Here is a 24,513-nt window from a genome sequence, read left to right as displayed (position 1 = left end):
CTCACAATAGCGGCGCCGGTACCTCCACCCGTCGTCGGTATTGCTCCTGTTCAACGTGATGGATTCCCCTGATCCCGCCGGCACGGTGCAGGCTCGTAAGCTGCTGGCGGATCCAAGGAGACCGGACATGCGCGCCCATCCTGTTGCTCGCGATGCGATATTCGGCCTGTCGGCTCTCCTGTTGAGCCTTCCCGCACATGCGCAGGAAAGTGGGCCGGCCGACACCTCAGGTGTGGAGGGGCCAAATACCGGTCAGGACGTGACCGACCCGGTCAAGCGGATCGACCTGCGTACCGGCTATGAGGAGGGTGAAGACGGCTCAGGTACGCAGACCTTCATCCTGCGGCACGACCGCCCCGTTCCGCTCGCCAACGGCGACCAGCTCGCGCTGCGCATGGACCTGCCGTTCGTCGCCAACGATTTCGTGACGCGCGACAACCCCACCGGCAAGAACGACATCGGCTTTGGCGATGTCCTGGTCCAAGCGCTGTATATCCACCCCGTCAACCGCAACGAAGCTTTTGGCGTCGGCAGCCAGTTGATCGTGCCCACCGCCGGGGAAGTGGGGTTCGGCGGTGGCAAGTGGAGGATGGTTCCTCTCGCTGGCTATCGCTGGGCGATGAACTCCATCTCGCCCGGCAGCTTCTTCGTGGCCGCAGCGCGCTGGGATTTCAGCTTCGCCGGCGATGATGACCGCGCAAATGTCAGCAACCTGCAGTTCGGCCCGACCCTCAATATTGCGCTGAAGGATGCGGCCTTTGTCACCCTCTTCCCCAGCACCGAAATCCGCTACGATTTCATCAAGGACAGCTTCTTCCTGCCCTTCAACGCGGCGGTCGGAAAGTTGTGGGGAGGCCAGATCATCACCTCGCTGGAAGGGTCGGCAAAGATGATTGGCGACCGTGACGCCCCATATGACTGGAAGATTGAGGCGCGCGTCGGGTTCCTGTTCTAGTGACCTGGGCGTCGCGCCTGACCACGCTTGCCGTGTGTTCGCTCATGGCAACGTCGCATGCGGCATCGGCGCAGGACAGTGGGACGCCGGTCGAGGAACTGAAGGAGCAGGCTGAGGCCGCAAGCGCGGCAACCGAGCAGCTGATCCTGCCGATACCCCTTTCCAATCCCACGCTTGGCACCGGCCTCGCGGTTGCGATCGTCAGGATCTACGAGCCCAAAAATGCCGGCAAGCCCTGGATTACTGGCGCTGGCGCCATGTACACGTCGAATGACGATCGCGCGATTGCGGGCTTTCACAGCATGGCGCTTGATCAGGATCGTTTCCGCTTTTCGGTGCTTGGCGGCTACGCCTCGCTGCCGCTGCGCTTCTACGGCGTAGGCGCAGACGCCGGGGATCGCGGGCTGGCCATCAACATCCAACAGGATGTGCTGGGTGGGCGAGTCGAGGGATTGGCGCGCGTCGGCCACAACTTCTACGCCGGCGTTCGCTTCCGTGTTCAGAATGTGAAGACCCGGATCAGGACTGACCCCGACGGGTCGTCGGCGATCGACATTCCCCCTGTGGAGCTTCGCTCAACGATCGTCTCTGCTGGTCCCTCGATCATTCTTGACCGCACGGATGCCCCCTTCAATCCACGCAACGGACTTCTGGTCGAGGCGCACTGGATGCTAGGCCTGCCGTTCCTCGGCAGCGATTTCGGCCACAGTGCCGCAACGGCATCGGCAAACCTCTATCGAGCCCTGAACGATCGAACAGGCCTGGCTGGCCGAGTTTCGGTCTGCGCCGCCGGCCGCGAGGCGCCTTACTACGACCTGTGCAACTACGGCCAGTCCAATGATCTTCGGGGATATCTGAACGGCCAATATCGCGACCGCGCGTCATGGGCGGCCCAGGTGGAATTGCGGCAGCACCTGTGGCGGCGGATCGGCGGCGTGGCCTTTGCCGGGATCGGCGGGATCGCGCCGTCACTGGGTCGGGTCGGCGATACCACGCTGCTCCCAGCCGGCGGCGTCGGGCTGCGATATCAACTGTCGAAGCAATATGGCATCAATGCGCGCGTTGACCTCGCCTTTGGAAAGAACTCGCATGCAATCTACTTCGCGGTTGGCGAGGCATTCTGAGCCTAGAAGGGCCCGACCCCGAAGGCGATGCGCAAGATGGCGACCACGCCGATCACCAGCAGCAACACCGCGATCAGCCATACTGCCGAGATATGGTGATCTGGCTGGTGATGAATGAGTTGCAGCGAATACAATCGGTTGCGGCGTGCACGAAACGAACGGATCAGCCGCCAGTGCCCGATGATGCCCAGGATCAACAACAGCACGCCAAGAACGATCAACGACAAACCGAAGCGCAGCGGCGCCTCCGGTGGCAGCTTCCCCGGCGAGATGTCCGGCTGTACCGTCTTGAAGAACTGATAGATGGTGAAGCCGAAGCCGATCAGCGACAGCGCGGTGCGGATCACCGACATAAGCGTCCGGTCGCCGGACATCTGGCTACGCGCGAACGACATGGCCGTGCGGTTCGAGGATAGTTCGGTGGATGCGCTGCCGCCGATCAATTCTCCGGTGGTGTCGATCTCTGGTCCCGCCATGGTTCGCTCCGGCTGCTTGGCTCAAGCTAGCCCGCCCTCCCCGATCCGCCACCAGGGGAAATCTGGAGGGCACACGCGACAAACCCTGATGCCTCAGGCATGAAGCCGGGGCGATTGAACGTGCCGTACCTCCGCCAGCGTCGATTTAGGGGTTCGCGCCGCCGTTCGTCGGGAAAAACGCCGATAGCCTTGCATATCGTCACGCGATCAAGATGATCGCAGGCCCCGCGGAGTGACGAATAGTGGAGTCCACGCTCAAGATCGTTGCGGAACATGTGGCGCTGCTATTGGAGCTTGCGGTCGTGCTCGTCGTCCTTCTGGGCAGCGCGCGGGCGTTCGCTCTTCTGGTTGCCCGCGCCGCGCAGTCACAGCTTACCATCCGAGCCGTGCGGCGGATCTGGGTCGATTTCGCAGCGGCCATTCTGATTGCGCTCGAATTCGCGCTGGGTGCCGATATCGTTCAAACGGCCATCGCGCCGACGTGGGACGATATCGGGCAACTCGCGGCTATCGCCGCGATCCGCACGGGACTGGGCTTTTTCCTCGGCCGCGACATTCACGAATTTTCCAGTCCTGAACCGGTGCCCGAACCGACGGAGGCAAAGTGACCCGGACCAGACCGGCCTTTCTTCCCAGCGATTTGGGTGAGACCCGCACGATCCTGGCTGCCGATCGCACGCTTATGGCGTGGATCCGGACCTCGCTGTCGATGCTCAGCTTCGGCTTCACCATCTACAAATTTCTGCAGGGCATCGCCGGGCCGGACGCACCCAGGGCGGCGATGACCGCACAGGTCGTCGGCCTGTTCCTCGCCGGCACCGGGACGACCGCCATCATCTTCGGCACGATCGGCTATTGGGCCACGCTGAAGGAATTGCAGCGTATTGAGGAATTCCGCGTGCGCCGGCCGGTGCTGCTCTTGGCGCTCATCATGTCGGTCGCGGGGCTTGCACTGTTTATTGCCATTGCCGGCAAACTCGTCTGAGCAAAGGATCCTTTGGTGACCGTTCCTTCGATGAAAATTTCCCCGTCGGTCGAAGAGCCCGTCGACAAGGCGCAGATGGTTCATGTGCCCGGCGGCCGCTTCACCATGGGCTCGAACGACCATTATCCCGAGGAGGCACCAGCCCACCCCGTTGCGGTCGACAGCTTCTGGATTGATGCGCGGCCGGTCACCAATCGGCAGTTTCGTGCCTTTGTGGAGGCCACCGGGCATGTCACGAGCGCGGAGATCGCGCCCGATCCGCGCGACTACCCCGGGGCTGATCCGGCGCTGCTGCGTCCGGCCTCGCTGGTCTTCCAGCCGCCGCGCCACCGGGTCACCAATCACGCCGACATCTCGCAATGGTGGACTTACTGCCTTGATGCCGATTGGAAACATCCTCTTGGCCCCCGATCCTCGATCGACGGGATGGACGATTACCCGGTCATCCATGTCGCTTATGCCGATGCCGAAGCCTACGCCGTATGGGCGGGTAAGAGCCTGCCGACCGAAGCCGAATGGGAATATGCAGCGCGCGGTGGGCTGGAGGGCAAGGAATATGCCTGGGGTGACGAACTGATGCCGGGCGGAAAGCCGATGGCAAATACCTGGCAGGGCGCCTTCCCGAACGAAAACCTGCTGACGGATGGCTACGCCCGCACCTCTCCTGTCGGGACGTTCCCGCCCAACGGCTATGGCGTGTTCGACATGATCGGCAACGTCTGGGAGTGGACGCAGGACTATTACGCCGCGCGCCATCATGTGAATGCCGACCGGCCGTGCTGCGCGGTGCGTAATCCGCTCGGCGCCGAACGGGAGCGGAGCTTCGACCCTGCGTTGCCTGCCATCACGATACCGCGAAAGGTGCTGAAGGGCGGCTCTCACCTGTGCGCGCCCAATTACTGCCAGCGCTATCGGCCGGCGGCACGCCACGCGCAACCGATCGACACATCGACCAGCCATGTCGGCTTCCGCTGTGTCGTCCGCGACGCCTGAGTTCAGGGAAAGCCCACCCGGACGAACAATGCCGGCCCGCTGAAGCGATACTTCAACCGTCCGTTCCAGCGCTCCTTTTCCACGTCCACGCGATAATCGACGTGACGGTACATCGCGCCAAGCCCCAAGTTCCGCGCGAACTGCCAGACGACCGACGCCTGCGCATTGAGCAGCCGGCCGGAATAATCGTCTATCTTCAGGGAGAGATAGTCGGCGCGCGCCGACACCGTCACGTCGGCCAGGATTTGCTGGCGGACGAAAACTCCGACCGTAGGCAAGGGCGCCAGAAACGTGCGGCGGCGGGCAACAGCTTGGGTCGTGAGCTCGCCGAGCCGCGCTTCGCCGGACAGCCCCACTTCGAAGTCGGTCGCATGCAGCCCGATCGCCGCACCAATGCGGGTGTTCGGCGAGCGAACAAAGGCATAGCCCACCGTGGCGCGGTAGATGCTCGAATCGAAGTTGCTGCGAACGCTGACGCCCACGGGATAGGTCGCGTCATCGAACACAATCTCTCGTCTGATCGAGGCGGTAGCCTCCCGACGCAGCGCGTAATATTCGGCGTCGAGGGACCACCCGCCATCGCCCAGGCGTACGCCGGCGTTCACCTGTGGCAGCAGCTCGCGACTATCGAGATCGAGATCGGCTTCAAGATCGATCGTGGTCGCCAGGTTCGGCCCGGCAGCCGTTGCGACGCGAACCTGGGAATCGACCTTCGGAAGGTACCCGCCCAGCTCCACCCAATATTTGTCGTCGATGCCTTGCGCCATCGCCGATCCCGGTGCGGCCAGGGTCACCATCGCCAGCGTCGCGAACCTCACCCGCTTCAGTCTGTCGCTCATGTGGCCCCCTGTTGCGAAAGCATCCGCAATCTGCGCTCCCCCGCCGAGCGCGACGATAGGGATTCCCCCGAGTGGGTCGGGGGGAACATTCCTGACCGATCATTGAACTGCTCGATTCCACACGAACTTACAAAAGTCCTCCGCCGCCACCGGAAGTATCTCCTTCCGAATGCGGGTTTACCCCGGTTGTCGCGACATCGCTGCCGGGTCAGCACGGTTCCCAACAAGGGAGCGTGCCGATGCATCTTGTGGAATGGTTCCTGCTCCGGGCGCCCCAGCTGCTTGTCACTATTCTGGTCGTCGCCGTTCTGGTCGCCGCCATGCATCTTGGCAGTGTGGCGGAACGGCGCGCGCGGCGCCGCAGTGGCAATCCCGCCACCGGCACAAGCGACGAGGGATATATCGTTTCCGGCGCGTTCGGTCTCATGGCGCTCCTGCTCGGCTTCACCTTCAGCCTGGCGATCGACCGTTATGATCATCGCCGCGCATTGACGCTGGAGGAAGCGAACGCGATCGGCACATCGTATCTGCGCGCCCAGATGCTCGAGGAGCCATCTCGATCCAGGTTGAGCGCGCTGTTGCAGGATTATGCCGCGAACCGCCTGGCTTTGGCCCGTGCCGAAGATCCGGCCACCCAGAATGGTCTGATGGCCGCGACAGACCGGGCACAGATCCAGCTCTGGCGTGGCACGATCGAAGCTGTCCGCCCGGTCGAAAACAGCACGATCTCCCGCCCGCTGATCGAATCGATGAATGCCACCATCGATGCTGGTGCTGCCCGCGTCGCGGCACGCCGGGCACACGTTCCACCTCGCGTCATGGGGACGCTGCTGCTCTACATGATGATCAGCGCCTTCATCCTTGGCTTTGTGGGCACGCGTTCAGGCTGGAAGCCAGCCCCGACCGTGTTGCTCGCCTTGTTCGCCCTCGCCTATCAACTGATCATCGATATCGATCGGCCGACGGGAGGCAGCATTCGTGAGCAACAGGCGCCGATCGAGGATGTGCTTGCCATGATGCGTACCAACGCTCCCGCATCCTTCCGGTCGGCGCCTGCCCTTCGTTGATCACCGGCTATAATTTGGTGGCCACGCTCACCATGATCGTGTCGCCGCGCAGCCGGTTGGTGGTTTCCACGTCGTGTAGCCATTTGCCGGTCACGCTGAAGGTCGACTTGCCCGACGTCACCGTGCCCGAGATCGCCGGTCCGATGCCGGCCGCGCTTCCCCGAAAGCCCTCGGGAAGGAACGGCGGCAGAAATCCCTCGTCATCGTCAATTTGCTGATACCAATAGCCGGTCACGCCCAATGCCACCACCGATGCGAAGTGCTTCGCCAGGGTCGCGTCGACATGAACCGCGCTGCCTGAGCGATAGTCGCTGGCCTTGTTTCTGTCATTGATCAGCACGCCGGCGGTGGCCGACAGGTCAAACCCCGTCTTGGGATCAAGGAAGGTATAGGTGACCTGAGGATCGATCGCCCAGTAATTGCGGCCCAGGTTCACCGCGCGATCCACCGAATAGCGGCCTGCCGGCGCGCTGATGCCGATGCCGATCTGAAAATTGTGCCGCTCCGAAGCCCAGTTGATCGCCGGCAGGATGAAGATGTCGCCAAACCCGCGCGTGCCGCCGGAGCCGAAGCGGGCAAATCCGGGCCCGCGGACCCTCGCGTCGGCATCAACGTGGGGGATGATCGGGATCACCACCGCCAGATTTGGCGTTCCTCCCAGCAATTTGCCTTCGGCCACCCATGCCAGCTTGACCAGGTTGAGCACCAGCACCTCGTCGATGCCGGCGTCAACACGTCCGCCAAGAGGCCGCGCATCGATGCTCGCGTCGTAGATCGTGAGGTCGTTGCGAAGATAGACGCCGGGAGGTCCGATCACGCCCGCTGCAAAGTCGTTGAACGTGCCGGGAACATACACGCTGCCACCGCCCTCCTCTGCCAGCGCAGGCGACGACAGCACCGCGGTAGCGCACAGACCGGCAATGGCGAGACGCTCCAGGGATTTCAGATTCGCCATGACTTGCTCCCGAACTCCGCCGCGGACGGTGCGGCCGAAGGAGAATGATCCGCCTCGGACGTGCTGTGCATCGGGACTTTCCTGCGCTTTTCGGGGTCAAATGACGGGGTAAGCCAGTTGGGCGCGCCGCAGGCACCTCTCACGTTTTCTGCGGCGGCGCCCGCCTGGTGTACCCGCCACTCCCCGGCAACGCCCTGCCATCATTTGTCGCCGCAAACTGGGGAACGACAGACCCGGTCTGTCATGTCTAATCCCGATAGGATGTGCCGGCCGGGCGTGCGACCAAGGGCTTGTAGCGCATGGATGAAGAGGTGCCCGGTGACTCACCGGATGCTTCACGAACGCCGCGGCTCGATGGGCTTCAGGGATCCCCCCTCTCTGCCGTCGAACCGTTTGGCGGGGCGCGGCGGAGTTTTTGGACAGCACCTCCGCCGCGCCCTCAACGTAGCAACGGCAAATACAGCAAGCCTGTCCAAACGTTTTCTTCCAACACGTTAACCAACTTCTCAAGTTCAGAGGCACGCAGGCTCCGGCGATTGCACTATCGACAAGAAGAACAATGCCGGCATGATAGCGCCAGGACCTGCCATTTACGTCGCGTACCCGAAGGATGCCTTGCTAAGGATGGAGCCTATCGTGATCACAACAGCGACGTTGCGAGGCACAAATGAGTAGTCACACACGCCGTGTCCTGATCGCCGATGATCATGATGTGGTTCGCCGCGGCGTTCGGACGCTACTCGAAACGCGGCCCAACCTGCACATCGTCGCGGAAGCCACGAACGGGCGGGATGCGCTTCAGGAGGCGATCAGCACGCGGCCGGACATCGCGATCCTGGACTATTCGCTTCCCGAACTGAATGGCCTTGATCTCACCCGCGCGATCAAGCGGGAGGTGCCGCGCGTCGAGGTGCTGATCTACACGATGCACGACCGTGAGGAGCTGGTGCTGGAAGTGCTTCGGGCCGGCGCGCGCGGCTATGTGCTGAAGTCCGATACCGAACGTCATTTGCTTGCCGCCGTTGACGCGCTGTCGATCAACCGGCCTTATTTCTCCGGGGTGATTTCCGAAACGCTGCTGGAGCGCTTCCTTGCCTCATCCCCCGCAACCCAGGCGACGCTTACGCATCGCGAGCGCGAGGTCGTGCAACTCATCGCCGAAGGGTTGATCAACAAGGAGATCGCCCATTCGCTTGGCATCAGCGTCAAGACGGTGGAGACGCATCGCGCGGCGGTCATGCACAAGCTGAAGCTCCGTACGACAGCAGAATTGGTCCGCTATGCGGTGCGCAACAACATCGTGGAGGCCTGAGCGGCTCCTTGCGTCGCTCGGCGCGATTTACGGCAGGCTCAGAAAAATGGCTCCGCGGGGCAGCCCGCGGAGCCAGTCGTTTAGCGTCGCAAGGTCTATCGCGACTGCGCTTCCGATGCCTTTGACACCATTGCGTCCAGATCGAAGTTCATGCTCTCGATCCTTGGGGGATATTCCTTCAACGACTGCATGAACTTCGCGACCTGCATCTTCGCGGGGCCGAGCGTCCAGGAGCGGTTCTCCTGCCACTCGTCGAAGCCACGCGCGTCATGGAAGCGTTCGAACGGATCGAGCTTCAGATTGGTGATGAGCGGCGTGTTCAGGTTTTCCTGTATCCCGTTGAACCAGCGATCCTGTGTTTTGAACAGGAACTTCCAATCGCCGTACCGTAGGCCGTGCAGCGTGGATTCGGTGAAGTAATAGAAGTCCTTGCGCTTGGTCGGCCCTTTGCCGCTCAGCAGTTCGGTCTGGTCGTAGCCGTCGAGATGGACCTTGTAGGTCATGTCCCCGACCTTCTTGCCCTTCAGCAGTTCCTCTTTCAGATCAGGCTCACCCAGCGCGGAGAGGATCGTCGGCATCCAATCCTCCATCGCCATGAACTCGCCCGTGCTCACGCCTTCCGGAATCCGACCTGGCCAGCGGACGGCGCAGGGCACGCGAAAGCCACCCTCGAAGCCGCCGACGCCCTTTTCGCCGCGAAACGGCTGGTTGCCACCGTCCGGCCAGCTGTTGGATGCAGCGCCATTGTCGGTGGAGAACATCACCATCGTGTTGTCGGCGATGCCAAGCTCTTCAAGCAGGTCGAGCAGTTCGCCGACATGGTCGTCCATCTGCTTCATGCCGTCGGCATAAATGCCATAGCCGGTCACGCCGTCATATTCCGGTGGCAAGTTCGTGCGGTAATGCATCCGCGTCGTGTTGTGCCACACGAAGAACGGCTTCCCGGCCTCTACAGCCTCGCGAATGAAGCGCTTGGATTCGACCATAAATTCATTGTCCATGGTGCGCTGCCGCTCGCGGCCGAATGGCCCCTTGTCTTCGATCTTCTGGCCGCCCTTGCCGTCAGCCCAGCTATGGATCGCACCGCGCCAGGCGAACTGCTTCGCCACCTCGGGATCCTTGGGATAGTCATATTCCTCGGCATATTCGCCTGCGTTCAGGTGATAGAGGATGCCGAAGAATTCGTCGAAACCATGGGCGGTGGGAAGATGCTCGTCGCGATCCCCCAGATGGTTCTTGCCGAACTGACCCGTCGCATAACCATGCGGCTTTAGCAGTTCAGCGATGGTCGGATCCTCCTTCTGCATGCCCTGCGGCGCGCCGGCGAGGCCAACGGTGCTCAGCCCCACCCGGACGGGATACTGGCCGGTGATGAAAGCTGCGCGTCCCGCGGTGCACGACGCCTGGGCATAGTGATCCATGAAGATCATGCCCTTTTTGGCGATGCGGTCGATGTTCGGAGTCGAGCCGCCCATCATGCCCCGGTGATAGGCACTGATGTTCCACATGCCGACATCGTCGCCCCAGATGATGAGGATGTTCGGCTTCTTCTGCTCGGCCATTTAAAGCTCCAGCCGTTAAGGATGGGCAACTTCGCTTGTGCCGGCGCGCCCGCTGCCATCGACACTCTAAAGCGGGTGTCAGCGGCGCTTCATCGGGGCCAACCCCATCTTCGGATCAGAAGAACCCCCATCACCGCGCGAGAGGAAACCTGCGGCCAGCGCTTCACGCGCCGCCCACCTATGGTCGGATTGGCAAGTCGGGATTGCTTGCCGCCAGGCGCACACTTCCGCACCTCGGCCGGGCTACCGCCCGCGCCGGAAGAGCGGATCAGGATAGCAGGATCGACTCCTACATGACCGGCGGGATGAAGGACCGTCCGCCGCCATCGCGCGGCAGGCATGCGACCACCGCCGTGCCGTTGCGGCCCTTTTGCGCCTGTAGCCGAAGCATGCCGCCCAGTTCCGCGGCACGTCCGATCATGCCTGCGATCCCGACACCGACCACGACGTCGGAGCCCGCATCGTTGGATCCGCGCCAACCCAGCCCGCGTCCGTCGTCAAGAACCGAAACGTAGAGCGCATCCGGCCGGTCACTCACCCGGACACGCACCCTGGACGCGCGGGCATGGCGATGCACGTTGCTGAGCGCTTCCTGGACGATGCGATATGCCGCACCCTCCGCAGGCGAGTTTCGCCGCCGATCCTCGCCATAGATGCGCGCGTCGATGCTGAGGCCGGTCCGTTGAGCGAACCCGTCACACAGTCGCGCAATCGCACCGTGGAGGCCATGCTCTCCGATCTGCGGGGGATGAAGCAGGTATGTGAGCCCCCGCAAATCCTTGTGGAACTGGCCGAGCAATTCCGACAGATCGGCGACCGCCTTCGCGCTCACCACATCCGTCGCCATCACCTTCATCTTCCCCAGCATCAGGTTCATGCCGATAAGATGCTGAGCAGCCGTGTCGTGCAGGTCACGCGCAAGGCGAACGCGCTCGTCCTCATGCACCTGGACCAGCCGAGTCTCCGCCTTCATCAGGCTGACGTTCAGCGCGCGGTTCTGCCGCCGCAATCGTTCGATCTCCCCTGCGTTGGAGCGCGCCACGATCGTGTAGCGGCCACCCAGAAAGTCGAAGCGGCTGAGGCAGAAGCGTTGCTGTTCGTCTTCACGACCATGAACCTGAGCCTGCAGGCCGCCCCCGGCGGTAAACTGGTCGAGCTGATCGATGGCGTCCTGCGCGCCGGCCAGTCCCGTCATCTGCAGCCAGAGCCAGTAGAACCTGAAATTGTGGCCGATCGACAGCAGCGCACATCTCTGCTCTTCCTCGGCGCGATCGATCCAGGCCCGATTGGCGATCAGGATACGCCAATCAGCGCTGGTCACGGCGATAGGGCCCGGCAACCCATCGATAAGTGCGCGCACCGCACTGCCCAGCGCGCTTTCCTCCGATCCATAACGAGAAGACAAATTCTGGACATTGGCGGCGCCTGACGGCTCGGGCGCGGACGTGATTTCTGAGCGTACCCCAAATAACATGGTTAATACCCCCTGCCATATCCAAGGGGGCGAGATGGCTTACGCCCACTTGGACGTGCACTTATAGGTAAAGTTGCCCGCATTGGCATCCGGCGAAACCCTGACGCGAGCAACTTCCTGTTTGGTTGTTCACCACATATCTTTTTAATAAGCCCGGACGGCTAGCACTTTGCTCTGCTTCGAAGCCGATATCGTGATTTACCCTTATGGGCAGCATCCGCTGCAACCTGCATCTTCAACGTTAACCAACGCGATTGCTTGCAAACGAGGGAGAGAGCTGATGGGCACCTGCCGCCACTGGATCGGCCCGATCCTGATGCCGGTTGTCCTCTCCATGCACGCACCCGCCGCGGCGCAACTCACCGAGTCTCGCATCTCCACCGCTGAATTAAGAGACGTGTGTGACAATTCGGAGATTGCGGTGGATCACGCATGTTCCGGATTTCTGTCCGGCGCCGTGGAAGGGTTGATCATGGGTCAATTGATCGCCAGCGACGCAGAGCCGACATTTTGCCCGCCTGAGAAGCTGTTGGTGGCTGAACTGAAATCCATGTTCCTCGACTTCGCGACTGAACATCCGGAGCAAGAAGGCGACGACGCGAGTCTCACGTTGTTGAACGTACTGGAGATCCACTTCCCTTGTGCCATGCCGGAGGCTGATGGCGAGGGCGAACGCGCCCCCACTGCCTTGATTGCCAGCGTGCAGAAACATGCCGGGCGACGAGCGACGCCGTGACCACACGTCGCCAGACCGCCGCCGCCCAATAGCCGCAATCGTCGACACGCTCGTCCGACAGGCAAGGCACAGCCCCAGTGCCGACTCATTCAGGAGCGGGAACTGGGGCTGGCCTGTTGCGCCTGTCCGGCGCCGCTCGCTTTTTATCAGCCCTGCGCGGTCTCGATCATCTCGAGCGCGTTGGACAGCGAATAGCTCGGTGCCTTGAAGCGCGGCGGGAACTCTTCGAACGTGGCAAGCATCTTCACCACGAACTCCGAGATCGGCACGAGAATGAACTGCCGCTCCTGAAACCAGGTTTCATACACAACCGATTCCTCGAACCCGCGCTCGAATGGGTCTCGTCGCAAGTTATAGAGCTTGGGCGCGCGCATCGGGGTGAACGGTTCGCGCCAGATCATCCACTGCTTGCCGCGCTGTTCGGCAAACACACACTTCCAGTCACCATAGCGGACATTCAGAAGCTCGCCGCTGTCACCGAAGTAGAAGAAGGATTTGCGTCCCGAAGCTTCGCTTTCGCCCTTCAGATAGGGCAGGATATTCACGCCATCGAGGTGAATCTTGAAGCTCTTCTCGCCGACCTCCATGCCGTCGCGCAGCTTCGCCTGGAGGTCGGTGTCGCCCGTCACGGCAGCGTACAGCGTCGGCACCCAATCGGTGTGGGAAACGAGGTCGTTGAACACGCTGCCGGCCGGGATCGTCCCCGTCCAGCGGACCAGCGCCGGCACACGCCAGGCGCCCTCCCAATTGGTGTTCTTCTCACTGCGAAAAGCGGTCGTGCCGCCATCGGGCCAGTTGAGGAACATGGGCCCGTTGTCCGACGCATAGACGACGATCGTATCCTCGGCGATGCCGAGTTCGTCGAGTAGATCGAGCAACTGCCCCACATGGCCATCATGCTCCACCATTCCATCGGCGAAAATGCCCTGCCCGGTTACGCCGCGTGATTCCTCCTTCAACATGGTCGGAAAGTGCATGCGGCTGGCGTTGTGCCAGCAGAAGAACGGCGTTCCGGCTTCATGCTGCTCGCGAATGAAGCGCAGGCTTTGTTCAAGATACTCCTCATCGATGATCGGGATGCGATCGAGATCGAGCGGGCCGATTTCCTCGATCTTCTGCTTCCCGGGCTTGCCGAAGCGCGGATCCTCGCCTTCCTGCTCCTCAGCGGTGGCCCAGCTGTGAACCACGTCGCGCGGTGCATAACGCTCCTTGAACGCCGGATCTTTGGGATAATCCTCGTTGTAAGGCTCAACGTGCGCATTCAGGTGATACAGATTGCCGTAGAACTCATCGAAGCCATGCGCCGTCGGCAGGAATTCGTTGCGGTCGCCAAGATGGTTCTTGCCAAACTGACCGCACTTATAGCCATGCGGCTTCAGCAGTTCCGCAAGGGTGGCATCCTTGTCCGATAGCCCCAGCTTCGATCCGGGCAGACCTACCTTGGACAGCCCGGTACGCACCGGTGCTTGCCCGGTAATGAAGGCCGCTCGCCCTGCGGTGCAGCTGTTCTCCGCATAATAATCGGTGAACATCCCGCCTTCCTTGGCGATCCGATCCAGGTTCGGGGTCTTGTAGCCCAACAGGCCGTGGCTGAAGCAGCTCAGGTTCTGTGGTCCGACATCGTCACTGAAGATCACGAGAATGTTGGGCTTGCTCATGAAAGCGTCTCCGGCTCTGGGCTGGCGCCACGCCAGAATTGGCGCGCTCGCTCGAACCGATCGTACGGCGCAGCCGCCTCATCCTCGCTCCGAACAAACCCGGACTTCGCGGGATGACGATCATGGGCCCCGAAGCTACGCTCGCCCTGGCTCGGGCATAACCCTTGGTTCTGCCCGACCGATGCTTTTTAGTCGGGCTTGCCCGTTGCGGTGCAGCACGAAGCTGTGGTCTGTTGCGAACAAGGCGGTGAGGGTCGCCGCATCCGAATAGTGCTGGATAAAACAATGGCCGGCCGAGACTTTCATTTCACTTCAGGCACGCGGGGGCGACTGCTGGCGCTCGCCATCATGCTTGCGCCCTTGGCGGCATGCGGCGGCGGCGAGGCACCGTCGGGCAAGGCCAAGGCCGCCCCGCTGGTGCGTGCCGAGCCGCCCGCCATTCACCATTTTGCGGATCAGGTCGAAGCGGTCGGAACGGCGCGCGCCAACGAGCAGGTTACGCTGTCGTCCCCGGTCACCGAGCGGATCGAGCAGGTCAGCTTCACCGACGGCGGCTTCGTGCGGCGCGGGCAGGTGATCGCCACACTGGCGCAGGCGCAGGAGCGTGCCGCCCTTGCCGGTGCCGTCGCGGCGGAGCAGCAGGCAAAGGCGCAGCTCGGCCGCATGAGCGCGCTCAACGAGCGCGGCTTCGTCACTCCGGCAACGCTCGATCAGCAGCGCGCCTTGGCGCAACAGGCCCGCGCCGAGGCGGATACCGCCCGCGCCCAGATCACCGACCGCATCGTCCGGGCGCCATTTTCCGGTTACGCTTCCCAGCGCGCGATATCGCGCGGAACGATCATTTCCGCCGGTACGCCGATCGCGACGATCAGCGACATTTCGCGGATCAAGCTCGACTTCACCGTGCCCGAGACCGCGCTCGCCCATATGCGGATCGGGGAGCCGGTCGTCGCTCATGCCGCCGCCTATCCGGACGTGCCGTTCCGCGGTCAGGTCAGTTCAATCGATCCGGTGATCGATCCCAACACGCGCGCCGCCAGTATCAGGGCGATCCTGCCCAATCCCGGCAACAGGCTGAAGCCAGGCATGCTGCTGACGGTACGGGTGCTCACCGGCGAGCGTGATGCCGCGGCCATTCCGGAGCTGGCGGTACTCGGCGAGGGTGCGGAACGCTACGTCTATGTCGTCGACGGCAAGGATGTGGCGCATCGCACCAAGGTGACCACCGGCGCGCGCGACGGCGGTGTGATCGAAGTACGCGGGATCGCACCAGGCGCCCGTGTCATCACGGAAGGCGTGGTGAAGGTCAGCGACGGTATCAAGGTAAAGGTTGATGGCGCTCCGGCTCCGCGCACCAGGGCGGCGCTGGGTAGAGATGCTGGCCGGGGTCAGCACGGATGATGCTGTCCGACCTTTCCGTCCGCCGACCCGTCGTGGCGGCGGTTGGCGCGATCCTGATCATGATCGTCGGCGTGGTCGCTTTTCTCAACCTCTCCGTCCGTGAGTTCCCGGAGACCGATCCCCCGGTCGTCTCGGTGCAGACCAGCTATGTCGGCGCAGCCGCCGCGGTGGTCGAAAGCCGCGTCACACAGCCGCTGGAGGGGCGGTTGGCCGGCGTCGAAGGGATCGAGACGATCACCTCACGGTCCACCGACGGGCGTTCGGACATCACAATCGAGTTTCGCCCCAGCCGCGATGTGGACGCGGCGGCGAATGATGTTCGGGATCGGGTGTCCGGCGCGCTCGCCGATCTGCCGGAGGAGGTGTTGCCCCCCGAAGTCCGCAAGGTGGACGCCGATGCCCAGCCCATCATGTACATCGTCGTGCAGGGCGCGTCCTGGGATAAGGTAGCGCTGTCGGACTATGTGGAGCGGTTCCTGCTCGACCGCTTTTCCACCATCGACGGCGTGGCGCAGGTGCAGTTCGTTGGCCAGGCGCGCCCGTCGATGCGCGTGTGGCTCGATCTCGGAAAGCTTGCCGCATACCGGCTGACGCCGCGCGATGTGGAGGATGCGCTGCGACGGCAGAATGTCGAACTGCCGGCCGGCCGCATCGAATCCTCGACCCAGAACGTCTCGCTGCGTGTCGATCGCGCCTTCGCCAGCCCCGAATCCTTCCGCAGCCTGGTCATCGGCCGGGGCGGCGACGGCTATCTCGTGCGGCTCGGCGACGTCGCGCGGGTCGAGCGCGGCCCGGAAAATCCATACACCGCCTTCCGCTTTCGTCAGCAGACTGCGCTTGGCCTGGGCGTCGTGCGTCAGTCAGGCGCCAACACGCTGGAAGTCGCCAATGGCGTAAAGGCGCTGATGAAGCAGATCGAGCCGGATCTGCCCGCCGGCATCACCATGACTTTGGGCTCGGACAATTCGCTGTTCATCGACCGCGCCATCCATGAGGTTTGGCGCACGCTTGGCGAGGCGGTGATCCTGGTCGTGATCGTGATCTATCTGTTTCTGGGTAGCGGACGGGCGACTATCATTCCCACGATCACCGTGCCGATCTGCCTGCTTGGCACCTTCGCGGTCCTGTGGGTGTTCGGCTATTCGATCAACCTGCTCACCCTGCTGGCCTTGGTGCTGGCGATCGGCCTGGTCGTCGATGACGCTATCGTGGTGCTGGAAAACATCCATCACCGCATCATCAAAGGCGAAACCCCGCTGGTCGCCGCCTATCGCGGCACGCGCGAGGTTGGGTTTGCGGTGGTGGCGACCACGGCGGTGGTCTGTGCGGTGTTCGTCCCCGTGATGTTCATCGCCGGTCAGACCGGCCTGCTGTTTCGCGAACTGGCGGTCGCGATGATCGCCGCGATTGCCCTGTCGGGCGTGCTCGCGCTCAGCCTCGTGCCGATGCTGTCGTCGAAACTCCTTCGTCGTGAGGAGGGTGGGCGGCTGGCGCGCTGGGTGGACCACCAGTTCGGACGGCTGGAACACGGCTATGGCCGGCTGCTCGATCATGCGCTTGCCCGGCCGCGCATCGTTCTGGGCGGTGTTGCGCTCTTTCTCCTGGGCTGCGGCTTCCTGTTCGTTCAGATCGATGGCGAGCTGGTCCCGCCGGAGGACACGGGCGTGCTTGAAGTGCGCCTCAATGCGCCGGAAGGCACCAGCTTTGCCGAGCTCGACCGCTACGCCGCTCAGGTCGAGGCCAAGGTTGCGCCGCTCATGACCGAGGATGGGCCGATCCGCGGCTTCAACACGCGCCTGCCGCTCGCTTATGGAATGGCGGAGGATTTCAACGCGTCCAGCATGAGCGTCTTCCTCAAGCCCTGGGAAGAGCGCGCAGAAGAGTCGAAAGACGTCGCGCGGGTCGTGAATGCCGCGTTGCAGGAAGTGCCTGGCGTGCGCGGCAACGCCAATGTGCGCTCCTCGCTCGGTCGCGGTCGTGGCCAGCCGGTCGGCTTCGTCATTGCGGGAGCGACCTATGACGATCTCGCCCGCGCCCGAGACCGGATCCTTGCCGCCGCGCGCGACAATCCGGGGCTGGTCAATCTCGACGCCGATTACGTCGAATCGAAGCCCCAGTTGCTGATCGACGTGGATGCCAATCGGGCTGGCGACCTCGGCGTCTCGGTTGATGACGTGAGCCAGGCGCTGCAGACCGTCATGGGCTCGCGCCGCGTCTCCACCTATGTCGACCGCGGCGAGGAATACCGCGTGATGGTGCAGGCCGGCGCGGAGGATCGCGACAAGGAAGCCCGCCTCGACAGCGTCTATGTCCGCGCGCGCTCGGGCGAGTTGGTGCCCCTGTCGAACCTCGTTCATGTGCGCGAGGCGGCGTCCGCGCGTGAGCTTGGCCGGTTCAACAAGATGCGCGCGATCACGCTGCAGGGCGGGCTCGCGCCCGGCTACTCACTGGGCAAGGCGCTGGCCTTTCTGGAGGAGGAGGCACGCAAGTCACCCGAGGTGCAGGCAATCGGCTATCGCGGCGAAAGCCAGTCGCTCAAGCAGACCGGCAACGCCATCTGGGTCGTCTTCGGCATCACCGTGGTGATCATCTATCTGCTGCTCGCCGCGCAGTTCGAAAGCTTCGTCCATCCCGCGGTGATCATCGCCACCGTTCCGCTCGCCGCCGGGGGTGGCATCATCGGCCTGTGGCTCGCCGGCATCACGCTCAACCTGTTCAGCCAGATCGGCATCGTCATGCTGGTCGGCCTCGCCGCCAAGAACGGCATTCTGATCGTCGAATATGCCAATCAGCTACGCGACGAGGGGCAGGAGTTCGTTGCCGCCACGCGTGACGCTGCCATTCGCCGCTTGCGCCCAATCCTCATGACCTCGATCGCCACCGTGTTCGGCGCGGTGCCGCTTGCGCTCAGTCATGGGGCCGGCGCCGGTGCGCGCGGGGCGATTGGCGTGGTGATCGTCGCCGGGGTGACGATCGCGACCGCCATCACCCTGTTCCTGATTCCCGTGCTCTACCGGCTGCTCGCCCGGCGCGCCGCGTCACCGCACATCATCGCGCGCCGGCTCGCGGCGGAGATGCCCGCGGAATAGTTCAGCGGAAGCGCCGCGTGAGCCCAAGCGTGACGGTGCGGGGACGCGCGGCATAGATCTGCCCGATGCCGAAGTTGCTGGAGCTGATCCGGCTCGGTGCCAGCGCATCGAACATATTGTCCACGCCGAGGCGCGCGCTCCAGGCGCCGCGCCGGTACAGCAGATAGGCATCGACCAGCACCCGCGCTGGCGTGCGTTCGTGAAAGGCGCTGTCCCGGCTGAACGTCGAATGCATCGCGCCATTGCCGCTCAGCGCACCGCCCAGCGTCCAATGCGCGGCATCGTGCGAGGCATCAATCGCCCAGTCCCACAGCAATGCGTACGTGACTCGCGGCACGTTCGGCAGCCGATCGCCGCGTTTGCCCACGCCATCGCTGGTGCCCAGCAACGTATCCGCCGTCAGCCGGGCATCGACATAGGCCGCCGTGGCCGAAAGCCGCACGCGCGCGCCGCTCCACGCCACCCGCCCTTCCCCGCCCGTGATCGCCACGCTGGTCAGATTGGTGTTGTAGACGAAAGCTCCATTTGCACTCGTGGTGGCGAAGATCGTGTTCTGCCAGTTGATGTGATAGGCCGACGCCTCGAGGGTCAGCCCGCCCCACGGCGGCGTCTTCACACCGATTTCGTAACTCCAAAGATGATCGGCGCGATAGGCACGCTCATCGTCGTTCAGCTCGGGCGTGATGTTCACGCCGCCGGGACGAAAGCCTTCGGCGACGATGACATAGACCGTGGGCTTGCCGTCGGATGCCCATGTCAGCTCGATCTTGCCGTTCGCCCCTTTTTCCGTGTTGCTGGAGTCGCCGCTGGTGATCGCCCCAGTACCGGTGATGATGTTGGGGATTGGCGTCGATCCACTGGCCGACCGGTGATAGCGATAGACCCGCCCGCCGAACGTCAGTGTCAGATCGGGGGCGATCCGATGCCGCCATTCGGCGAACAGCGCCTGCTGATCCAGCACCGTCTCGATCAGCCGCACACCCGTCACATCCAGTGGCTCGAGAACAAGGCCCGTGCCCGCATCCGACCGCACGGCATAGCTCGCCACCTCGTCCGCGCGATGCTCGATGAACACCCCTGCCGTCCAGCCGTCCGGCCCGCCATCGCCATTGTCGAACCGAAGCTCGCCACTGGTGCCGTCGACGCTCATCGGTTGGTACAGGGCGCCCGGCAGCCTGGTATCGAGCCACGCCTGGTAGCGGGTGCGCTGCGCAGGCCCGCAACCCTCCTCACCCAGCGAGAGGCTGTACCGCGTGCAGGCAGCCGTGCTGTCACGCTGGCCGGCGAGCACGCGGGTGAAATCCAGCTGCTTCACGATGCGCCATGCGTAATGGGACGCAGTGGCCGTCATCCGCACGGGGCCGGGCGCCCAGTGCAGCGTCGTGGTCAGCAGCGACAGGCGTTCGCTGTTCGGCACGCGGACTGGCGAGCGGGTTGTCAGCCGTGCCGCACTCGCTTCGGCCACGCCCGCGTCATCGATACGGTTGCGCTGCCGCAGCCACGTCGCCTCGACATCCAGCCTGTCGCTCGGCGTCCAGCTCGCCAGCAGCCGTTCGCTCTCCCGCGTCACCCTGTCCGTATCGGATCGATCCAACCTGTCGTTGTCGATCACGCCGCCCGTCCGCCGGCGGCCAATCACCGCCCGAATGGCCAGCGCACCGCGTACGATCGGGACGTTGACGATCGCATGCGCGGCGAAGCTGGGGCTGCCGTGCGCGGTCACGCCGGCCTCCGCTGATCCCTCTCCATCAAAGTCAGCGATGTCCGCGCGGTTGAAGATCGTGCGCAGCGTGCCGCCCATCGATCCTGCGCCATACAGCGTTCCTTGCGGGCCGCGCAGCAATTCGATCCGATCGATATCGATCAGGTCGACGTCCGGCGCGACCGCCCCGGGGTCGAAGCCGGTGCCGGAAGGCGCGCTGACCGGTGCCTCGCCGAAATAGGTCGCAACGGTGCTTTCGCCCGTTCCCGTCACGCCGCGCACTGACAGGCGCTGCTGCAACGGACCGGTGTTGATCGGGTTCACGGCGGGCGCCAGCCGCGTCAGCCCGCGCAGGTCATAGGCGCGCCGCTCCGCCAGCATGCGGCCGGACACGACCGTCAGGCTCATGCCCGTACGCTGCAACAGCGTCGGTCTGCGCAATGCCGTGACCACGATGTCACTGTCGGGCACCGGAACGGCCACGTTGGCCGGCGCCAGCCGTTCGAGCACGATCATTCCAGGCGCCACCGTTCGCGCTTGCAGCCGGGTGCCGGCGAGCGCGCGGAACAAGGCCTTGGTGACTGGCAAGTTGCGCGGGATGGCGGGGGCCGACCAGCCTGCCACAATCGTTGGATCGAACAGCAATTGTACGCCCGCCGCCGCCGCAATCTCATGCAACACGCGGTCCAGCGAGCCGGCGGCGACCGCGTGGCGGAGGCGCGCTACGTCCCCGGCGGGCCGCGTCCGAATCTGAGCGGTGGCAGCGATCGGCTGAAGCCCAGCCAGCGCCGTCACCACGCCGATAAACCACAAATTCCGCCCGACTGCGCCCGTATGCACCCGCCTTCCCCGCCCGGATCATGCCGAGCTTCGCGGCGCTGCACAACATTGAGCAAAGGTTATGGAACAACCAAACAGAAGCCGGGTTGACGATCCATCGTCAAAATGATCGACTGCCGGTTCAGCCCTTTGGAAAGAAAGGGCATTGGGGAGGAGGGCACTCCAATCGGCACGGGGGGCGGTCGCTGTTGCTCAGGGCGGAAATACGGGACGATTCTGATTGCCGGCCTGATCTTCAGGTAACGCAATTGTTGCCGACGATCCGTCGGTATCTTTCCCGGCGCGTTCCTGCCGCCGATGTCGATGATCTCGTCCAGGATGTCGTTCTTCGGCTTCATTCCCGACGCAGCGATACGACAATCGACAATCCTGCCGCTTATCTGTTCCAGGTCGCGCATAGCGTGCTGACCGATCACGCCCGGCGCAATCAGGTGCGTCACCGATCTGCCCACCAGACGCTGGAAAATGATCACCACCCCGTTGAGGTATGCTCGCCCGATCGCGTCTTGCAGGGAAAGGAGGATCTCGCGCAGCTCGTTGCAGCAATCGGCGACTTGCCCGAACGTACCCGCCAGGCGTTCGTGCTTCATCGGTTTGAGGAGATGAGCTACACGGCGATCGCTCGTCACATGGGCATATCGGTCAGTGCAGTCGAAAAGCATATCATGAAGGCCATTCGCATCCTGACGGCGGCCATCGCCTGATGTCCGACAATCAGGCGAAGACGCCCGCCGACGCGGCGGCGGCTTGGTATGTGCGCAGCCATGCGCCGGTCATGCCGGCCGACGAGCGCGCGGCACTGGATGAGTGGATCAGGAACGATGCGGCGGGCAAGCAGGCCTGGGCACAGTTGGGCAAGCTCGATGTCATGCTCGAACAGATCGGCGAGGATCCGGCGATCGTCGCGCTGCGCGACGCTGCACGCGCACCGGTCGCCGCGCCTGCTTCGCGCCGCTGGATGATCGGCGGGGCACTGGCCGCCGCTCTGGTGGCCGCGATCGGCCTGCCATTCGCCTCCGGCCTGATCGAGCAATCGCCAGACCAGGGCACCGCCACGTCACGCCATTATGCCGCTGCCGCATCACCCCGCTCTGTCGCCCTGCCCGACGGATCGACCATGCTGCTCGACGCCCGCTCGGCCGCTGACGTGTCGCTGGGTGAGGTTCGCGCCGTCACATTGGCTCAGGGCCGAGCGCTCTTCACCGTGGCGAAGAACAAGGCGCACCCCTTCGTTGTCTCAACGAATGGCGATAGCGTCACTGCGCTTGGCACGCAGTTCAGCGTGGAGCGCGCAAAGCGCGAGACGGTCGTGGCGCTGCTTGAAGGATCGGTGCGGGTCGTCACCCGTGCAGGCACGCACAAGCTGCAGCCGGGGGAGACGCTGCGCGCCAGCGACACGCATGTCATGCTGGGCCATGATGCAGAGGCCGCCACAAGCTGGCGCAGCGGGCGACTCGATTTCAGCGCCGTGCCGCTGGCGGACGTAGCCGCTTCACTCAGCCGCTATGGATCGACAAGGATCATCATCGCCGACCGCCATCTTGCGCGGCAACCCTATAGCGGCTCCTTCACCACCGATGGGGGCGCGGACGCCCTTGTCGCCGCCTTGGTCGCCACGCGCGCTGCGCGGGTGGCTTCAAAGACCAGCGACACGATTACGCTTACTCGCTGACGGGGAAAGCGTCGCATCGGGACGCGGCCCAATCAAGCGCTTCGTCAGCCGCAACGCTGCGGCGGCCCGCTCTTCCGCAATCTCGACAGCTTCAGGTTTCCGGCCCGGTGGATGTACGGACAAGCCCGGTCATGGCGAGGCAGCTTCGCAGAAGCCTCGCCATGACCGGAAGGTCAATCAGGTCGTGTAACTCAGCTTTTAGTCGACCGCGCCATCACGATAGTCCAGCGGCGGCTGGCGATTGCCCAGCAAAGCCTCATATTTGAAGTCCGCACCGCGCCGCGCGACGAATTCCTTCTTGGCCGCCTCGATGGTGGCGGGGTTGCGGAACAGGTCCGCTGCCGCCAGCGCCAGCGTCTTGGTCGCCAGCACCGCGCCCTTCACGCCGATGCTCGATCCCGCGGCTGCGACATTCTGCCAGCTGTGCCCGGCTGATCCCGGCACGAAGGTCGCCGTGGAAAGGCCGACGGTCGGCGTATTCCAACTCACATCCGCGACATCGGTGGAGCCGCCCATGGCATCGGGAACGATCACGGCTGGCACGATCTTGCCAACGGTTTCCACCGGCGGCGGGTTGACCAGCGTCTCCTGGATCTTCTTGCCGAACGCAACCTCCTCCGGCGTCCAACTGATCGCCCCGGCGGTCTGAAGGCTGGCGTCCATGACCTTCATCAGCGCTTCGTTAGGAAGCAGCGAATAGACGCCGCCAGTCACTTCCCAATCCACCTTGGTCTGCGTGCCCATCGCTGCGCCCTGCGCCGCCTGGGTCACCCACTCCCATGTCGCCTTTACGATCGCCGGATCGGTGTGGCGCACATAGTAATAGACCTCCGCCTCGTCCGGCACGACATTGGGCGCCTTGCCGCCCTTGGTGATGACATAGTGGATGCGCGTCCGGTCCGGGATATGCTCGCGCATCAGATTGACCATCGAGTCCATGGCCTCGACCCCGTCGAGCGCCGATCGGCCCTTGTCCGGCCCGCCTGCGGCGTGGGCGGACTTGCCATGAAAGCGGAACTTGCCCGAAATATTGGCCATGGACGGGCCCTGCGCGGCCGTGTTGACGTTGCCCGGGTGCCAGTGCAGCACCGTATCAACGTCGTTGAAGAGGCCGGCACGCACCATATAGACCTTGCCCGAGCCGCCCTCTTCGGCCGGCGTGCCATAGACGCGGATCTCGCCGGTCACTTTGTTCTTCACCATCCAGTCCTTCACCGCGATGGCGGCATAGGTGCTGGCGGCACCGAACAGATTATGGCCGCAGCCATGCCCTGCCGGCCCGCCCGCACTGGCCTTGGTCGGCTGGGCAAGCTGCGACAGGCCGGGCAGCGCATCATATTCGGCCAGCACGCCGATCACTGGCCCGGCTCCGTTCTTGAAGCTGGCGACAAACGCCGTCGGCTCACCCGCGACACCGGCCTGGATGGTAAAGCCTGCCGCCTTCAGCTTGGATTGAAGCAGCGCGGTGCTCTGCGTCTCCTTGTAGCCGACCTCGGCATATTTCCAGATCGCCAGCGCGGTGTCGCCGACCGCTTTCTCGTTGGCGGCGACATTGCCCAGGATCTGCTGCTTGTCCGCGGCCGGCAGCTGCTGCGCCAGTGCCGGCGCAGCGACCGCGGTCAGCGCCGCCGCAATGATGGTGGCTCGTGTCTTCACGTCGTTATTCCCCTCTT

General features: G+C 63.7%; 20 protein-coding genes. 12 read left to right on the top strand and 8 right to left on the bottom strand.

What is annotated here, in order from left to right; all coding sequences use genetic code 11:
* The first annotated feature begins 127 nt into the window (after positions 1 to 127).
* Complete coding sequence (locus tag AX702_RS01505; protein ID WP_066775454.1) at positions 128 to 955, top strand: hypothetical protein; 828 nt, start codon at positions 128 to 130, stop codon at positions 953 to 955.
* A gap of 44 nt (positions 956 to 999) precedes the next feature.
* The gene (locus AX702_RS01500) at positions 1,000 to 2,079 is read left to right on the top strand and encodes a BamA/TamA family outer membrane protein (protein ID WP_156455309.1); all 1,080 of its coding nucleotides are present in this window, start codon (positions 1,000 to 1,002) and stop codon (positions 2,077 to 2,079) included.
* Between the two features lie 2 nt (positions 2,080 to 2,081).
* On the opposite strand, the gene AX702_RS01495 is transcribed toward AX702_RS01500, so the two are convergent.
* Positions 2,082 to 2,555 (bottom strand): DUF202 domain-containing protein, encoded by a 474-nt coding sequence (locus tag AX702_RS01495; protein WP_066775451.1) that lies wholly within the window; start codon positions 2,553 to 2,555, stop codon positions 2,082 to 2,084.
* Positions 2,556 to 2,797: 242 nt separating this feature from the next.
* Here AX702_RS01495 and AX702_RS01490 point away from each other — a divergent pair, with 242 nt between their 5' ends.
* The 3 genes from AX702_RS01490 (at position 2,798) to AX702_RS01480 (ending at position 4,533) form a co-directional block, all read left to right on the top strand.
* The gene (locus AX702_RS01490; RefSeq protein WP_066775449.1) at positions 2,798 to 3,163 is read left to right on the top strand and encodes a DUF1622 domain-containing protein; all 366 of its coding nucleotides are present in this window, start codon (positions 2,798 to 2,800) and stop codon (positions 3,161 to 3,163) included.
* The gene (locus AX702_RS01485; protein ID WP_066775447.1) at positions 3,160 to 3,540 is read left to right on the top strand and encodes a YidH family protein; all 381 of its coding nucleotides are present in this window, start codon (positions 3,160 to 3,162) and stop codon (positions 3,538 to 3,540) included. Before AX702_RS01490 ends, AX702_RS01485 begins: the two co-directional genes overlap by 4 nt.
* A gap of 75 nt (positions 3,541 to 3,615) precedes the next feature.
* A complete protein-coding gene (locus AX702_RS01480; RefSeq protein WP_066775471.1) occupies positions 3,616 to 4,533 on the top strand; it encodes a formylglycine-generating enzyme family protein in 918 nt (305 codons plus the stop codon).
* A 2-nt stretch (positions 4,534 to 4,535) separates the two neighbouring features.
* Here AX702_RS01480 and AX702_RS01475 read toward each other — a convergent pair whose 3' ends face one another.
* Positions 4,536 to 5,372: an outer membrane beta-barrel protein gene (locus tag AX702_RS01475; protein ID WP_066775445.1), complete on the bottom strand. Its 837-nt coding sequence runs from the start codon at positions 5,370 to 5,372 to the stop codon at positions 4,536 to 4,538.
* 239 nt (positions 5,373 to 5,611) lie between these two features.
* Here AX702_RS01475 and AX702_RS01470 point away from each other — a divergent pair, with 239 nt between their 5' ends.
* Positions 5,612 to 6,439, top strand: a complete 828-nt coding sequence (locus AX702_RS01470) for a bestrophin-like domain (protein ID WP_066775442.1) — start codon at positions 5,612 to 5,614, stop codon at positions 6,437 to 6,439.
* 7 nt (positions 6,440 to 6,446) lie between these two features.
* Here AX702_RS01470 and AX702_RS01465 read toward each other — a convergent pair whose 3' ends face one another.
* Positions 6,447 to 7,394 (bottom strand): SphA family protein, encoded by a 948-nt coding sequence (locus tag AX702_RS01465; protein ID WP_066775440.1) that lies wholly within the window; start codon positions 7,392 to 7,394, stop codon positions 6,447 to 6,449.
* A gap of 667 nt (positions 7,395 to 8,061) precedes the next feature.
* On the opposite strand from AX702_RS01465, the gene AX702_RS01460 reads away from it, so the two are divergent.
* A complete protein-coding gene (locus tag AX702_RS01460; protein ID WP_066775438.1) occupies positions 8,062 to 8,706 on the top strand; it encodes a response regulator in 645 nt (214 codons plus the stop codon).
* A gap of 95 nt (positions 8,707 to 8,801) precedes the next feature.
* Here the strand turns inward: AX702_RS01460 and AX702_RS01455 are convergent, their stop codons facing one another.
* Together AX702_RS01455 and AX702_RS01450 are read right to left on the bottom strand one after the other, a co-directional pair.
* Positions 8,802 to 10,268, bottom strand: a complete 1,467-nt coding sequence (locus AX702_RS01455) for an arylsulfatase (protein ID WP_066775437.1) — start codon at positions 10,266 to 10,268, stop codon at positions 8,802 to 8,804.
* A 289-nt stretch (positions 10,269 to 10,557) separates the two neighbouring features.
* A complete protein-coding gene (locus AX702_RS01450; protein WP_197420460.1) occupies positions 10,558 to 11,589 on the bottom strand; it encodes a sensor histidine kinase in 1,032 nt (343 codons plus the stop codon).
* 433 nt (positions 11,590 to 12,022) lie between these two features.
* On the opposite strand from AX702_RS01450, the gene AX702_RS01445 reads away from it, so the two are divergent.
* Entirely contained in the window at positions 12,023 to 12,478 is a 456-nt protein-coding gene (locus AX702_RS01445; protein WP_066775433.1) for a Rap1a/Tai family immunity protein, read from the top strand.
* Positions 12,479 to 12,624: 146 nt separating this feature from the next.
* Here AX702_RS01445 and AX702_RS01440 read toward each other — a convergent pair whose 3' ends face one another.
* The gene (locus AX702_RS01440) at positions 12,625 to 14,136 is read right to left on the bottom strand and encodes an arylsulfatase (RefSeq protein WP_066775432.1); all 1,512 of its coding nucleotides are present in this window, start codon (positions 14,134 to 14,136) and stop codon (positions 12,625 to 12,627) included.
* 285 nt (positions 14,137 to 14,421) lie between these two features.
* Between AX702_RS01440 and AX702_RS01435 the strand changes: the two genes are divergently transcribed.
* Together AX702_RS01435 and AX702_RS01430 are read left to right on the top strand one after the other, a co-directional pair.
* On the top strand, positions 14,422 to 15,537 hold the full coding sequence (locus AX702_RS01435; protein ID WP_082745914.1) for an efflux RND transporter periplasmic adaptor subunit: 1,116 nt from the start codon (positions 14,422 to 14,424) through the stop codon (positions 15,535 to 15,537).
* Positions 15,534 to 18,626, top strand: a complete 3,093-nt coding sequence (locus tag AX702_RS01430; RefSeq protein WP_066775431.1) for an efflux RND transporter permease subunit — start codon at positions 15,534 to 15,536, stop codon at positions 18,624 to 18,626. Before AX702_RS01435 ends, AX702_RS01430 begins: the two co-directional genes overlap by 4 nt.
* A gap of 1 nt (position 18,627) precedes the next feature.
* Here the strand turns inward: AX702_RS01430 and AX702_RS01425 are convergent, their stop codons facing one another.
* Entirely contained in the window at positions 18,628 to 21,168 is a 2,541-nt protein-coding gene (locus AX702_RS01425) for a TonB-dependent receptor domain-containing protein (protein WP_066775429.1), read from the bottom strand.
* Between the two features lie 20 nt (positions 21,169 to 21,188).
* Here AX702_RS01425 and AX702_RS01420 point away from each other — a divergent pair, with 20 nt between their 5' ends.
* Together AX702_RS01420 and AX702_RS01415 are read left to right on the top strand one after the other, a co-directional pair.
* Complete coding sequence (locus AX702_RS01420; protein ID WP_082745913.1) at positions 21,189 to 21,872, top strand: RNA polymerase sigma factor; 684 nt, start codon at positions 21,189 to 21,191, stop codon at positions 21,870 to 21,872.
* Positions 21,872 to 22,840: a FecR family protein gene (locus tag AX702_RS01415; protein WP_066775426.1), complete on the top strand. Its 969-nt coding sequence runs from the start codon at positions 21,872 to 21,874 to the stop codon at positions 22,838 to 22,840. The genes AX702_RS01420 and AX702_RS01415 overlap by 1 nt, the downstream gene beginning before the upstream one ends.
* Positions 22,841 to 23,038: 198 nt before the next feature.
* On the opposite strand, the gene AX702_RS01410 is transcribed toward AX702_RS01415, so the two are convergent.
* A complete protein-coding gene (locus AX702_RS01410) occupies positions 23,039 to 24,496 on the bottom strand; it encodes an amidohydrolase (RefSeq protein ID WP_197420459.1) in 1,458 nt (485 codons plus the stop codon).
* Positions 24,497 to 24,513: the final 17 nt, after the last annotated feature.

Source organism: Sphingomonas sp. CCH5-D11 (assembly GCF_001557395.1).
GTDB lineage: Bacteria > Pseudomonadota > Alphaproteobacteria > Sphingomonadales > Sphingomonadaceae > Sphingomonas.
Note: the sequence above shows the minus strand (reverse complement) of the source record. Positions and strands in the feature narration are given on the sequence as shown.

Excerpts from the sequence above, each read along its gene's own strand:
- AX702_RS01505 (WP_066775454.1), top strand. The coding sequence starts at position 128 with ATGCGCGCCCATCCTGTTGCTCGCGATGCGATATTCGGCCTGTCGGCT.
- AX702_RS01500 (WP_156455309.1), top strand. The coding sequence starts at position 1,000 with ATGGCAACGTCGCATGCGGCATCGGCGCAGGACAGTGGGACGCCGGTC.
- AX702_RS01495 (WP_066775451.1), bottom strand. The coding sequence starts at position 2,555 with ATGGCGGGACCAGAGATCGACACCACCGGAGAATTGATCGGCGGCAGC.
- AX702_RS01480 (WP_066775471.1), top strand. The coding sequence starts at position 3,616 with ATGGTTCATGTGCCCGGCGGCCGCTTCACCATGGGCTCGAACGACCAT.
- AX702_RS01475 (WP_066775445.1), bottom strand. The coding sequence starts at position 5,372 with ATGAGCGACAGACTGAAGCGGGTGAGGTTCGCGACGCTGGCGATGGTG.
- AX702_RS01470 (WP_066775442.1), top strand. The coding sequence starts at position 5,612 with ATGCATCTTGTGGAATGGTTCCTGCTCCGGGCGCCCCAGCTGCTTGTC.
- AX702_RS01465 (WP_066775440.1), bottom strand. The coding sequence starts at position 7,394 with ATGGCGAATCTGAAATCCCTGGAGCGTCTCGCCATTGCCGGTCTGTGC.
- AX702_RS01460 (WP_066775438.1), top strand. The coding sequence starts at position 8,062 with ATGAGTAGTCACACACGCCGTGTCCTGATCGCCGATGATCATGATGTG.
- AX702_RS01455 (WP_066775437.1), bottom strand. The coding sequence starts at position 10,268 with ATGGCCGAGCAGAAGAAGCCGAACATCCTCATCATCTGGGGCGACGAT.
- AX702_RS01445 (WP_066775433.1), top strand. The coding sequence starts at position 12,023 with ATGGGCACCTGCCGCCACTGGATCGGCCCGATCCTGATGCCGGTTGTC.
- AX702_RS01440 (WP_066775432.1), bottom strand. The coding sequence starts at position 14,136 with ATGAGCAAGCCCAACATTCTCGTGATCTTCAGTGACGATGTCGGACCA.
- AX702_RS01435 (WP_082745914.1), top strand. The coding sequence starts at position 14,422 with ATGGCCGGCCGAGACTTTCATTTCACTTCAGGCACGCGGGGGCGACTG.
- AX702_RS01430 (WP_066775431.1), top strand. The coding sequence starts at position 15,534 with ATGATGCTGTCCGACCTTTCCGTCCGCCGACCCGTCGTGGCGGCGGTT.
- AX702_RS01420 (WP_082745913.1), top strand. The coding sequence starts at position 21,189 with ATGCCGAGCTTCGCGGCGCTGCACAACATTGAGCAAAGGTTATGGAAC.
- AX702_RS01415 (WP_066775426.1), top strand. The coding sequence starts at position 21,872 with ATGTCCGACAATCAGGCGAAGACGCCCGCCGACGCGGCGGCGGCTTGG.